Genomic DNA, 11,493 nt, shown 5'->3' with positions numbered 1-11,493 from the left:
CCGCTCCAGCTTCGATGGGCGTTTGTTCCGGCAAATCGCGAATTTTTAGCGGCCCGCGCGCCCGGAACCTTTGTTCCGAGCCACGATTGTCCTGGCAACGGCGCAAGCTCCGCGTCGCTTTGAACCGCAATCGAGAGACAGAGGTCGTGTCATGTTAGGCTGGGTTGTCACCTTCCTGGTTATCGCATTGATCGCCGGCATCCTCGGCTTCGGCGGCATCGCCGGTGCGTCGATCGAGATCGCCAAGATCATCTTCTTCATCGCCATCGTGCTGTTTCTGGTTTCGGCCGTCGTGGGCCTCGCCCGCGGCCGCAGCCGCGTGTAGTCGGCCTCATCCCTGACAATGAGGTCGGCGAAGGGCGCAGTGCCTCGCAAGAGGTGCGGCGCCCTTTGCGTTTTGAGGAGGTGTCAGGCCGGGGCCGTCAGCGCGACCTGCACCTTGGCGAGGGCGGGATCGAGCGCCACGGAGGCGAGGCGCGTATCGTTGGAGAGCGCGGTCAGAGTGAGCGTCTGGTCCTGCACGCGGAAGATCCGGCACAGCGTCGTCGCCTCCGAGGCGTCGCGCAGCATCACCGACAACGGCGCGATGTGGGTCTCGTCGGCGATCTTCTCCGCCACGAGCGCAAGCCGCGTCGCCGCCGCCGCAAGCTGCTCGGTGCGGTGTGCGGTCGTATTGGCCGCGAGCGGCAAGCCTTCCTCGTTGGTGAGCAGCACGGTCTGGAAGCGGCCGACTTCGGCGATGCGGTCGAGCAGCGGCACCAGCTCGCGGCGCCGGCCCGGCCGGCTCGCGAGCTGCGCCAGATCCAGCGAGATGCGCTCACGCTCGACCAGCGGCGCCAGCACATCTTCGATCGCGCTGCGCAGGCTGGTCTCCCGCTCGATGGCGTCGTGGCTGCTCTGCTCCTGCAACTGGTCGAGGCTGGCCGCCTGCATCTGCACCTGCCGGCGCAACAGCTCGCGGGACAGCGCGCCCTGGCGGGCGCCGAACAGATAGCCCGAGGTCAAGAGCAGAATGGCGGCGCCGAGGCCGCTCACGATGGCATAGATCGTCATGGTCGCTTCGTCGCTGTGAGTTGACTGCAATCATCGACGCCCGCAATGCGCAGCACGGCCTTGCGGTCGCCCGCGACCGCCTGGGCATCGCCGCGCGCCTCGCCGGCGCCGGCCGCGCGCACCGACATCCGCTGCGCGGGGAGGCCCTCGCGCTTCAACTGGGCCGCGATCTCCTTGGCGCGCGAATAGCTGAGCAGCACGTTCAGATCCTCGGTGCCGCTGGCATCGGTATGCCCCTCGATGATGATGGTCGCCTCACCGTGGCGCGCGAGCGCGCGTTGCAGGATCGCCAGCGACCGCTTCATGTCGGCAGGGTTCGGTCGTGCGCTGCCGCGCTCGAAGCCGACCGCCAGCGGCGCGAAGCACTCGGCGGAGGGCTTCGCGGGTGTCTGGGGCTCCGGGGGCGCTGCCGGGGCGACCGGCGGTGTCGGTGGAGCGATCACGGCGGGAGCGATCGCGGGCGGCATCGGCGGCGTCGCGACCGGTGCCGGGTCGACGATCCGCGCCTCCCGTCGCTTGGGTGCCGCGTCGGCAACGGGGGCGTCGCGCTGCGGCACGGCCGTCACCGGCATTGCGGCCGTCGCGACCGGCGGCGTGGCGGTGCCTTGCTGCCAGAGCGCTGCCGACATGACGGCGATCAGCGTGCCGGCGACGGCGAAGGCCGCGGCGAGCCAGACCGGCGCCTCCTCGCCGGCCACGGTGCACGCATCGATGCGCATGGCGGTCGAAGGCAGAGCGGAGTTCGGGGAGGGCGCCAGCATGTCAGCCCACGGGCACCTTGAATTTCGGCGTGATCAGGTCGATGCCGCATTCGAGCCCCGCGCACCACGCGATGAACTGGCGCGACATCGTAGCATCCGGAAACAGCGCGCCGTGCTGCGGGGCGATGATCTCGATGTCGAGCGTGCTGACCATCTGCGCCCACGCCTTCATGACGCGGTTGGAGACCATGTAGCGCCGGTGAAAGCCCTCCATGAAGCGCGTATGCGCCTTGAAGTCGCGCACGACGGTGTAGTCGACGCCGATCGAGGCGCCGAGGTCGCCGCTATAGAGGATCTTCGAGATCGGATCGTAGAGCTGGAAATTGCCCTCACTGTGCAGGAAGTGCGCCGGCAGCGCGTACAGCCTGCTGCCCGCGAGATCGAACACCATGCCCTCGTCGGGGATCGGCTTCAGCCGGTGGGCAACGATGTGGTCGAAGCCGAAATGCGGCACGAAGCGGGTCCACAGCTCGGAGATGTAGGCGTCGGCGTCGGTCGTCATCAGCCAGCCGTTGATCGCCGCGACGATGTCGGGATCCTGGTGCGACAGGAACAGATATTTCAGCCGCCCGCCCGAGAGCTCGCTGAAGGTCTCGCTGAGCACCCTGGAATAGACCTTGTGGCCGCCCGGATCGAGCAGCATGCCGACGCGGTCGTGGATGATCAGATGCTGGTTCGCCTGCACCGCGTGGTCGCCGGCGCCGAAATCCTCCAGCAGAATGTTCTTGTGAACGCCGTCGTCGTAGAGGACGGTATTGGCCATGAAACTACTCCCGCCGGCGCCGCGCCATCGCAGCGCGCCGGCTCATTGGACGACGGTGCGCTACAGTACCTTCTGCAGCGATCTGACGGCTTCGCGCATGTCGAAGAAGGTCAGCCCGAGCTTGCTGTTCTCGTTGGTGAGCGCGAGCAGCAGCGCGCCGCGGCCGGCGCTGACCAGCACGGCATAGCCGGACTCGCCGCGGATGATGACCTCCTGCAGATGGCTGCGGCCGAGCTCCATGGCGGCGCGGCCGCCGAGCGACAGCAAGGTCGCGGTCATGCCGGCAACCCGCGTCTCCTCCATGTCGGCCGCGAGCACGCTCGCGATCATCAGCCCGTCCTCCGAGATCAGCGCGCAGGCCTCGACCCCGAACGAGTCGCTCTGCAGCTTGCGCAGAACCCGGTTGATTTCATCGAGTCGTGACATCGGCTTCTCCTCGACGGCGCGCGGGGCAAACTTGGAATGAAACTGGGTTTGAGCCATGGCGGGGTCCTGGTCATCATCTTGAGCTGTTGAAACGGAAGCGGTCGGAATGTCGATTTGTGCAGTAACGAAGGAGGGATACAGCGGGTCATCCGGGACCAGCGTCGTCGTCTGTTCCGGACTGCCGTCCGGCGCCGTCAGCGCGCGTGTCTCGATCGTATCAACCGCATCGTCGAGCGCGCGCTGCTCGGCCTTGATGCGTGATCGCGAGACCGGCGGATCCATCGCCTGCAACTGGGTCACCAGCGCCTGGCGGGCCGACTGGTAGACTTCGGCGCGGCGTTCGGGGGTGGAATCCGGCAGGCTCTCCATCGCGCGCGACAGCAGGATGAAGTAGTCGGCGGTGGTCACGGGCAGGGCTGCCGCATCCTCATGCGGACCGTGCGCTCGGCTCAGCAGGCTTGCGAGGCGTCCCATCGCTCTCTCGTCACTCTACGCAACTAACGATGCATAAGGTTAGGTCGGTGCAAGGGACAGGACGAATGATCTGAATCAAATTAACTAAAATCAGGACCAGACTGCGTAATCCCGCCCTCAAGTCGACCGCAGCAGATCATCGTGTGGCCACGATTGCCGCCAATGCGCCGTATTGCCGCCGCGTTCGGCGCAACTGCGCCTCGGTCGCAGCCAGAATCAGCTACGATCACGGCGACGAATGGCGGCGCGGGGAGGGCAATGTGAACGTCCGGGACTATGTGCAGCGCGATGCGACGGCGCTTGCCGCCGCGGTGAAGGGCGGCGAGACCCATGCGGCGGAGCTGCTGCAGCTCGCGCTGGCGCAGAACGAGCGGGCCCAGCCGAGGACCAACGCCGTCTGCAGGCTGATGGAGCGCGAGGCCCGCGCGCAGCTCGCCAAGCCCGCCAACGGCCCGCTCACCGGCGTACCGTTCCTGATCAAGGACTGCGCCCAGGACTATGCGGGCCTGCCGACGGCCTATGGCAGCAAGGCGCTATCCGGATTCGTCGCCGGCGAGCATGCCTCGGTCGTGAGGCGGTATCTCGAGGCCGGCCTCGTAATCTTCGGCAAGACCAACCTGCCGGAGCTCGCGCTGAAGGGCGTCAGCGACTCCCGCGCCTTCGGCCGCGTCAGCAACCCCTGGAATCCCGCACATACGCCCGGCGGCTCCAGCGGCGGCGCTGCGGCGGCGGTCGCTTCGGGCGTCGTGCCGATGGCCGCCGGCAATGACGGCGGCGGCTCGATCCGCATTCCCGCCGCCTGCTGCGGCCTGTTCGGCCTGAAGCCATCGCGCGGGCTGATCTCGTCAGGGCCCGGCTTCGGCGAGTACTGGTTCGGCGCATCCAGCGAGGGCGTGTTGTCGCGCAGCGTCCGCGACACCGCGCTCGCGCTCGACGTCATCGCGGGCGGCGAGCCCGGTGATCCCTTTCTCACCGCCGAGCCCGGCGTGGTCTACGCCAACGCGGTAGCCCGCGATCCCGGCCGCCTGCGCATCGGCTACACGGTGGCGTCGCCGATCGGGACCGAGGTGCATGCCGAGGCGAAGCTTGCGGTCGACAACGCCGTGAAGCTGCTGCAGGGCCTTGGTCACGAGGTCGAGGAGGCCTCGCCCGACATCGATGGCCCCGCGCTCGCGACAGCGTTCCTGCACATCTATTTCGGCCAGGTCGCGGCGCTGGTCGCCGACGCGCGCGGCAAGGGCGCCAGGCGCGAGGAGTTCGAGCTGCTGACGCGGGTGCTGTCGACGCTCGGCGGCGCGATCTCGGCCGGCGCGCTGACGACGCAGCTGCTGAAATGGAACGAGTTCGCGCGGGCGCTCGCGCGCTTCCATGCCCGCTACGACCTGCTGCTGACGCCGACGCTCGCGCATCCGCCAATCCGGCACGGCGAGGGCGATCCGAGCACCGCCGAGCAGACCCTGCTCGACATGCTCGACCGCATCGGCCTGCTCGGGCTGATGACGCGCTGGGGCCTGCTCGACGGCATGATCGACAAGATCGCCCGCGACAGCCTGCAATATGTCCCGTTCACGCAGCTCGCCAATCTCACGGGCACGCCGGCGATGAGCGTGCCGCTGCACTGGACCGCCGACGGCCTGCCGCTCGGCGTGCAGTTCGTGGGCCGGCTCGGCGACGAGACGAGGCTGCTGCAGCTCGCCCGCCAGCTCGAGCAGGCGCAGCCCTGGTTCGCGCGCCTGCCGGACTGGGTGATGCAGAGCTGACCACACCCGGCGGGCCGGTTCGAGCAGCGCGGTCGTGCGTCGCACGACGCCGTGCACGTCCATCGCGATTGCGTGCGCGCTGTTTGTGGTGTTCTATCTTAGGTGGAGCGCGGTCGCCTAAGCCGCGCCGGCTCGGCGACGTTCTTCGGACGGCCACGTTCTTCGGACCCGGCACATCGCACGTCGCTGCCGTCGTGCGGAAACTACTCCGCGTCGCTTCCGACGGTCCGCTGGTCCGGTGCCGTGCCATGCACGTTGGCGATACTTTCAGAGGGCGGGATCATGAACGTCACAGTCTATTTCGCGACCAACAGGCAACCGATCACGGCTGAAGGCACGAATCAGATTACCGGGTTCAGCTCCGAGCTCGGTCCCGTCAACGGCTTGAACATCAGGTATGGCCGGGCCGAGATCGCGGTCGATCTGCAGGCATCGAGCTATGCCCTGGTGCCTGGATCGCTTCATGTCGAGGACGAGCAACTGATCTTTCCGCAAGGCTCCCGTGCGGTCCTCGGCAGCAATACGATCTTCGGCGCCCTGCGTGCCGACATGCTGGCGAAGGCGCGGCCGACGCTGGCGTTCATTCACGGCTTCAGCAACAGCTTCGTCGACTCGATCGAACGCGCCGGGTGGATCTCGGCGTTCTACGGGATCGACGCCAACATGTTCGTGTTCAGTTGGCCGTCGGTCGCCTCGCTGGTCGGCGTGCCGCTGCCCTTTGTGGACTACCAGCACGATCGCAAGACGGCGGCGGCATCCGGCCCGGCCGTGGCACGCACGCTGCGGCGGCTCTATGATTTCGTCGACGGTCTGCCCGAGAGCGAACGCTGCAACCAGAGCATTCATCTCATCTGTCACAGCATGGGCGTCTATGTCCTGCGCAACGCGTTGCAGGCCTTGATGCAGATGCCCGACCCGGTCGCCGGCGCGGCCATGGCCGGCGGCGTTCCGGCGATGGTGCGGATGGGCGGGACGCAGCCGTCCCTGACCGGATTGCGCAGGACCTTCGACAAGGTCGTGCTCGCGGCGGCCGACGAGGACGCGGACGCGTTCGACGACCCGGCGAAGCTGAAATATCTGCCGCGCACCGCGAGCAGCGTCACGGTCTATCACTCGACCAAGGATTGGGTGCTCAATACGCTGAGCGCGGGCACGAAATTCAACGGTCCGCGGCTCGGCAGCGACGGTCCCGACAACATGGGCAGCATCAGCGACAAGGTCACCGCGATCGATTGTTCGGATGTGACGACGTTCGAGCAGGACCCGCAGCAGCACCAGTATTACCGGATCTTCCCGGTGGTCCGCGACGACATCGTCCAGGTGCTGCAGGGCGTGCCGCAGAACCAGGTCAGCAACCGCGATCCGGTGGGGTCGGGACGCTACCGCATTCGGCCGCAGGCCCGCTTGGCGGTCAGGGCCACCAGTCCCAAGCCGCGCGCCGCGAAGGCGCGCGTCGCCAAGTCCGGTGCTGCGAAGAAGAGGGCGGCCGGCGGGAGCTGAGCGCGGGACGCAGGCGCGCCCGCATGGGCCGGCTCGGCGACGAGACGAGGCTGCTGCGGCTCGCCCGCCAGCTCGAGCAGGCGCAGCCCTGGTTCGCGCGCCTGCCGGACTGGGTGATGCAGAGCTGACGATCTCAGCGTTTGATGATGACCACTTCGAGATACTCCGACGGCACCACCATCGTGCCGTCCTCGGCGCGATTGAGCGTCCCGATCAGGGCCAGCATGTCGCGCTTGAGATCGGCCTGGCGGTCGCCATCAAGCGCAGCGAAGGCCTTGAGCACCGGGCCATAGTAGGTCTTGAACACGTCGACGAAATGCTCAGGCGAGCGGTAGCGCATCGCGAAATGACGCCGATGGCAGCGAATGTCGGTGGCATCGGCGAACATCTCTCGGATGCGTGCCTCGGTGCCCCACAGCGCCGGCGATCTGGCGCCGGCGGGCGGTGGCAGATATTTGCCGAGCGTCTTGAACAACTGGCCGATGAAGCCGTCGGGGGTCCAATTGGCCAGGCCGATCTTGCCGCCGCTGCGGCACACCCGGGTGAGCTCGGCGGCGGCGCGCTCCTGCCGGGGCGTGAACATCACGCCGAATGTCGAGACCACCACGTCGAATGTGCCATCGCCGAACGGAAGCGCCTCGGCATCGGCCTCCTGGAACTGCACGGACAGGCCGTCGGCGGCGGCACGCTGGCGCCCGCGGTCGAGCAGGGCAGGCACGTAGTCGGTCGAGACGACGTTGCACCAGCGCCGCGCCGCAGCCAATGTGACGTTGCCGTTGCCGGCGGCCACGTCGAGCACCTTCTGGCCGGCGCGGATGTCAAGCGCCTCGCAGAGTTCCTCGCCGACGATCTGCAGCGTGTTGCCGACGATGGCGTAGTCGCCGGACGACCACGCGCTGTGCTGGCGTGCCTTGAGCGCGGTGAAATCCGGCTCTGCGGTCGCGCCGGCCTGAATTGCAGCTGATGCGGTCATGATGGTCTCCTCCGGAGAATGCAGCGCTGTTGCGCGCGCTGGTGTGTGGAGACGTACGCGGCAGGCTTCGGGCGGCGCTATCCAGATCGCGACACGGCCATCCGGATCGTGAACTTTTCGAGCGCCGCCGATGACCCATAGGCAATTGGACGTCGTCGCATGATGGACGGAGATCAGGTTCCCCTGGCGGCGCGGCAGCCTTTGCCACGCAGCGTACGCCGCGCGCTCGAAGCGATGCATGACGACCTCGGGCGGCGCTGGACGCTGGCCGATCTGGCGAAGATTGCCGGCGTTTCCGGACGGACCTTGCAGCGCCAGTTCGTCAGGTCGATCGGCCGGTCGCCGCAAATGGTCCGGCAGGAGATCGGCTACGCGCGCGCCCGTGTCGAGTTTCTGCAGGGGCGCGCCGGCGGGAAGGTGATGGACGTCGCGCTGCGCTGCGGCTTCCCGCATTACGGCCGCTTCGCCGCCGGCTATCGTCGCTGCCACGGCGAGACGCCGTCGGAAACCCTGAAGCGGCAGGCGGTCTTGATGGCGCAGCTCGCCGCGTCGCGCACCACCATTGCGCCGGTGCGCGATCGGCCGACCATTGCCTTCGCCATGATCGCCACCGATCCGAGCGTGCGCGAGCTGGCGGACGACCTCGCGGCCGAGCTCACGCTGGCGCTGACCCGCGCGGGATTTGCCGTGACGACCCAGCCGCGCGCGGCGCGCTACCGCATGAACGCGTCGCTCCAGGGTCGGGATGGCGCGTCACGGCTGCTGCTGCAGCTGATCGACCAGGACAGCGGCGGGCTGATATGGGCGCATCGCGGCGAGGTCATGCTGCGGTGGGAGGCCGACAGTCACGAACGGTTGGCCGCCCGCGTGGCGGCATCGCTGCTGCAAAGCCTGCGCCGCGCCGAGATCGATCGGGCGCTGCGCAAACCGGATGAGGATCTGACCGCGCAGGATCTCGCGCTGCGCGCCATGCCCGGCGTGCTGTCGCTCGACGCCGACGGCAACCGCAGTGCGCTCGAGCTGCTGCATCAGGCCATCGCCCGCGATCCCCGTCATGCCCTGGCCACGGCGCTCGCGGCCTGGGCCTACGGCCAGCGCGCGGTCTATCATTTCGGCACCGCGCCCGGGCAGGACCGGCAGCTTGGTCGCGCCCTGGCGCAGCGCGTGCCGACCGAGCTTGCGGATGCGACCGTGCTGTGCGTGCTCGGCAACGCGCTCACCTTGCTGGATGAGCTCGCCGAGGCCGAGCAGGTGGTGGGCCGGGCGCTCGCGCTGGATGGCGGTGCCGCCTGGGCCTGGAGCCGCAGCGGCTGGCTCGATGTCTATCGCGGCGATGCCGCGTCGGCGATCGAGCGCTTTCGGATTGCGCTGGATCTCGCGCCGCAGGACCCGCTCGCCTTCAACGCCATCATTGGAATCGGCTGCGCGCATTTCGCCGCCGGGACCTACGCGGAGGCGGCGCGCTGGCAGCAGCGCGGCCTGCGCGAGCACCCGTCGTCGCTCTGGGTGCACCGGACCATGTGCCCGTCCCACGTGCTGGCGGGCGAGCGATCCGCGGCCCTGCGCAGTCTGCAGGCGCTGCGTGCCGGCTATCCGGACCTGACCCTGGCCGAGGTCCAGCGCGGCATGCCGCCGCTACCGGACGCCTATTCGGCCCGGGTATTCGAGGGATTGTCCGACGCCGGCCTGCCGGCGTAGCGGCGGCCGGTCACCGTCACCTCTTCGGCATGCCGATGGCGCGGCCGAGCCCGTCGGGCTGCGGCAGCGCGGCATGCGCCTGCAGCACGCGGGCGATGTTGGCCTGGATGTCCGGCGGAAACGGCGCGACCTTGCGCTTGGTCATGTCGATATGCACCGACATGCCCTCCGAACTCGCCGAGATCCAGCCTTCGTCGGCGTGGCGGAGCTCCTCGAACGTGTGCAGCCGCTTCTCGTCGGCACCGATCAGCCAGACTGCGACCTGCACCGGATCACCCAGATGGATCTCGCGCAAATAGCGCACGTGGCACTCCGTGATGAAGGTCGAGCCCTGCCGTTCCTTCATGTAGGCCGGTCCGATGCCGAGCTCGGCCCATAGCTGGTCGATCGCGCGGTCGAACATCACGTTGTAATAGGCCATGTTGAGATGGCCGTTGTAGTCGATCCATTGCGGCTCGATCTGCATGATGGACGACAGGAACGGCCCCGCGCCGGCTTGTGTGGGCACTGCATTATCGCTCATCGGCTCTTCCGTTTGCTCCCTTGACCCCTGTTGCGTCCTTTGCCACGGTCCGCCCAACTTTCGGAGGAAGCAGTGGCGACGACGATCCCCCATCACGATTTGAAGCGGCCCGCGCCGGAGGCGCTCAAGAGCGCGCTCGACGCGCTGGCGGCCCGCTTCGGCAACCGGCTCATCACCTCGCAGGCCGTGCGCGAGCAACATGGCCATACCACGACCTGGCTGCCGACGCAGCCGCCGGATGGCGTGGTGCTGGCGCAGGAGACCGCCGACATCCAGGACGTCGTCCGCATCTGTGCGCCAAAGGGCGTGCCGATCATTCCGTTCGGCACCGGCACCTCGTTGGAGGGCCAGGTCAATGCGCCGGCCGGCGGCATCTGCATCGACATGCGCGACATGAACAAGGTGCTGGAGGTGCATGCCGAGGACCTCGACTGCGTGATCCAGCCCGGCATCACCCGCAAGACCTTGAACGAATATCTGCGCGACCAGGGCCTGTTCTTTCCGATCGATCCCGGCGCCGACGCGTCCCTCGGCGGCATGGCGTCGACGCGGGCCTCCGGCACCAATGCGGTGCGCTACGGCACCATCCGCGAGAACGTGCTGGCGCTGAAGGTCGTGCGCGGCGACGGCGAGATCATCAAGACCGGCACCCGCGCCAAGAAGTCCGCGGCCGGCTACGATTTGACGCACCTGTTCATCGGCGCCGAGGGCACGCTCGGCATCATCTGCGAGATGACGATCCGGCTGCGCGGCATTCCCGAGACCATCGCCGCGGCGTCGTGCTCGTTCGAGACCGTGCGCGGCGCCTGCCAGGCGACGATCCTTGCGATCCAGACCGGCATTCCGGTGGCGCGCATCGAGCTGCTCAATGCGGCGCAGGTCAGGGCCTGCAACGCCTATTCCAAGCTGACGCTGCCGGAGACGCCGCTGCTGCTCTTGGAGTTTCACGGCAGCGAGGCCGAGGTCGCCGAGCAGTCGAAGAACTTTTCCGAGATCGCCAGGGAGTGCGGCGGCGGCGACTTCGCCTGGACCACCAAGCCGGAGGACCGCACCAAGCTGTGGCAGGCGCGTCACGATGCCTATTGGTCCGTGAAGGCGATCCGGCCCGGTGTTGGCGTGGTCGCGACCGATGTCTGCGTGCCGATCTCCAGGCTCGCGGACTGCGTCACCGAGACCGAGGAGGACCTCGCGCGTCTCAGGCTGACCTCGCCGATCGTCGGCCATGTCGGCGACGGCAATTTCCACTGCTCCTTGATGTGCGACGTCGACGACGCCGACGAGATGGCGCGCGGCGACGAGTTCATGCATCGCCTCGTCGAGCGCGCGCAGGCCATGGGCGGCACCTGCACCGGCGAGCACGGCATCGGCCAGGGCAAGCAGAAATATCTCGAGTCCGAGCTCGGCCCGGAAGCGCTCGATGCGATGCGCGCGGTGAAGCAGGCGCTCGATCCGCAGAACATCTTCAATCCCGGCAAGATCATCCCGGCGCGCTGATCGGCAATCCAAGCCGAGCTGGGTTTCGGATTTGGGTTCGGCGTGCAGGCCCGCTGCTCACATAGGGC

General features: G+C 68.0%; 11 protein-coding genes. 5 read left to right on the top strand and 6 right to left on the bottom strand.

Features of this window, described 5'->3' with window-relative positions; all coding sequences use genetic code 11:
* Window positions 1-151: 151 nt before the first annotated feature.
* On the top strand, window positions 152-325 hold the full coding sequence (locus ACQR03_RS18700) for a DUF1328 domain-containing protein (RefSeq protein ID WP_006614063.1): 174 nt from the start codon (window positions 152-154) through the stop codon (window positions 323-325).
* An 83-nt stretch (window positions 326-408) separates the two neighbouring features.
* Here the strand turns inward: ACQR03_RS18700 and ACQR03_RS18695 are convergent, their stop codons facing one another.
* Genes ACQR03_RS18695 through ACQR03_RS18680 form a run of 4 tightly spaced genes read right to left on the bottom strand, consistent with a single transcriptional unit; the run spans window position 409 to window position 3,477 of the window.
* Complete coding sequence (locus ACQR03_RS18695) at window positions 409-1,053, bottom strand: hypothetical protein (protein WP_315713402.1); 645 nt, start codon at window positions 1,051-1,053, stop codon at window positions 409-411.
* Window positions 1,050-1,814, bottom strand: a complete 765-nt coding sequence (locus ACQR03_RS18690) for an OmpA family protein (RefSeq protein WP_315799366.1) — start codon at window positions 1,812-1,814, stop codon at window positions 1,050-1,052. Before ACQR03_RS18690 ends, ACQR03_RS18695 begins: the two co-directional genes overlap by 4 nt.
* A 1-nt stretch (window position 1,815) precedes the next feature.
* Window positions 1,816-2,577, bottom strand: a complete 762-nt coding sequence (locus tag ACQR03_RS18685; protein WP_315713400.1) for an MBL fold metallo-hydrolase — start codon at window positions 2,575-2,577, stop codon at window positions 1,816-1,818.
* Window positions 2,578-2,637: 60 nt separating this feature from the next.
* Window positions 2,638-3,477 carry a roadblock/LC7 domain-containing protein gene (locus ACQR03_RS18680; RefSeq protein WP_315825259.1) on the bottom strand — a complete coding sequence of 280 codons (840 nt, stop codon included), beginning with the start codon at window positions 3,475-3,477 and terminating at the stop codon, window positions 2,638-2,640.
* 260 nt (window positions 3,478-3,737) lie between these two features.
* Between ACQR03_RS18680 and ACQR03_RS18675 the strand changes: the two genes are divergently transcribed.
* Both ACQR03_RS18675 and ACQR03_RS18670 read left to right on the top strand, forming a co-directional pair.
* On the top strand, window positions 3,738-5,237 hold the full coding sequence (locus ACQR03_RS18675; protein WP_316192945.1) for an amidase: 1,500 nt from the start codon (window positions 3,738-3,740) through the stop codon (window positions 5,235-5,237).
* Between the two features lie 282 nt (window positions 5,238-5,519).
* Window positions 5,520-6,737, top strand: coding sequence for an alpha/beta hydrolase (locus ACQR03_RS18670; RefSeq protein WP_316165973.1), 1,218 nt, complete (start codon window positions 5,520-5,522; stop codon window positions 6,735-6,737).
* A gap of 133 nt (window positions 6,738-6,870) precedes the next feature.
* Here the strand turns inward: ACQR03_RS18670 and ACQR03_RS18665 are convergent, their stop codons facing one another.
* Window positions 6,871-7,710 (bottom strand): class I SAM-dependent methyltransferase, encoded by an 840-nt coding sequence (locus ACQR03_RS18665; RefSeq protein ID WP_316169800.1) that lies wholly within the window; start codon window positions 7,708-7,710, stop codon window positions 6,871-6,873.
* 159 nt (window positions 7,711-7,869) lie between these two features.
* On the opposite strand from ACQR03_RS18665, the gene ACQR03_RS18660 reads away from it, so the two are divergent.
* The gene (locus ACQR03_RS18660) at window positions 7,870-9,408 is read left to right on the top strand and encodes a helix-turn-helix domain-containing protein (RefSeq protein ID WP_316165976.1); all 1,539 of its coding nucleotides are present in this window, start codon (window positions 7,870-7,872) and stop codon (window positions 9,406-9,408) included.
* A gap of 16 nt (window positions 9,409-9,424) precedes the next feature.
* On the opposite strand, the gene ACQR03_RS18655 is transcribed toward ACQR03_RS18660, so the two are convergent.
* Window positions 9,425-9,931 (bottom strand): thioesterase family protein, encoded by a 507-nt coding sequence (locus ACQR03_RS18655; protein ID WP_315713394.1) that lies wholly within the window; start codon window positions 9,929-9,931, stop codon window positions 9,425-9,427.
* A 72-nt stretch (window positions 9,932-10,003) separates the two neighbouring features.
* On the opposite strand from ACQR03_RS18655, the gene ACQR03_RS18650 reads away from it, so the two are divergent.
* Window positions 10,004-11,425, top strand: coding sequence for an FAD-binding oxidoreductase (locus ACQR03_RS18650; RefSeq protein WP_316226144.1), 1,422 nt, complete (start codon window positions 10,004-10,006; stop codon window positions 11,423-11,425).
* The last annotated feature ends 68 nt before the right edge of the window (window positions 11,426-11,493 follow it).

The organism is Bradyrhizobium sp. HKCCYLS3070 (assembly GCF_051167575.1).
Lineage (GTDB): Bacteria > Pseudomonadota > Alphaproteobacteria > Rhizobiales > Xanthobacteraceae > Bradyrhizobium.
This window is presented reverse-complemented; position numbering and strand designations above follow the sequence as displayed.

What these genes read in the sequence shown, in the direction of transcription:
- ACQR03_RS18700 (WP_006614063.1), top strand. Translation starts at nt 152, where the DNA reads ATGTTAGGCTGGGTTGTCACCTTCCTGGTTATCGCATTGATCGCCGGC.
- ACQR03_RS18695 (WP_315713402.1), bottom strand. Translation starts at nt 1,053, where the DNA reads ATGACGATCTATGCCATCGTGAGCGGCCTCGGCGCCGCCATTCTGCTC.
- ACQR03_RS18690 (WP_315799366.1), bottom strand. Translation starts at nt 1,814, where the DNA reads ATGCTGGCGCCCTCCCCGAACTCCGCTCTGCCTTCGACCGCCATGCGC.
- ACQR03_RS18685 (WP_315713400.1), bottom strand. Translation starts at nt 2,577, where the DNA reads ATGGCCAATACCGTCCTCTACGACGACGGCGTTCACAAGAACATTCTG.
- ACQR03_RS18680 (WP_315825259.1), bottom strand. Translation starts at nt 3,477, where the DNA reads ATGGGACGCCTCGCAAGCCTGCTGAGCCGAGCGCACGGTCCGCATGAG.
- ACQR03_RS18670 (WP_316165973.1), top strand. Translation starts at nt 5,520, where the DNA reads ATGAACGTCACAGTCTATTTCGCGACCAACAGGCAACCGATCACGGCT.
- ACQR03_RS18665 (WP_316169800.1), bottom strand. Translation starts at nt 7,710, where the DNA reads ATGACCGCATCAGCTGCAATTCAGGCCGGCGCGACCGCAGAGCCGGAT.
- ACQR03_RS18660 (WP_316165976.1), top strand. Translation starts at nt 7,870, where the DNA reads ATGATGGACGGAGATCAGGTTCCCCTGGCGGCGCGGCAGCCTTTGCCA.
- ACQR03_RS18655 (WP_315713394.1), bottom strand. Translation starts at nt 9,931, where the DNA reads ATGAGCGATAATGCAGTGCCCACACAAGCCGGCGCGGGGCCGTTCCTG.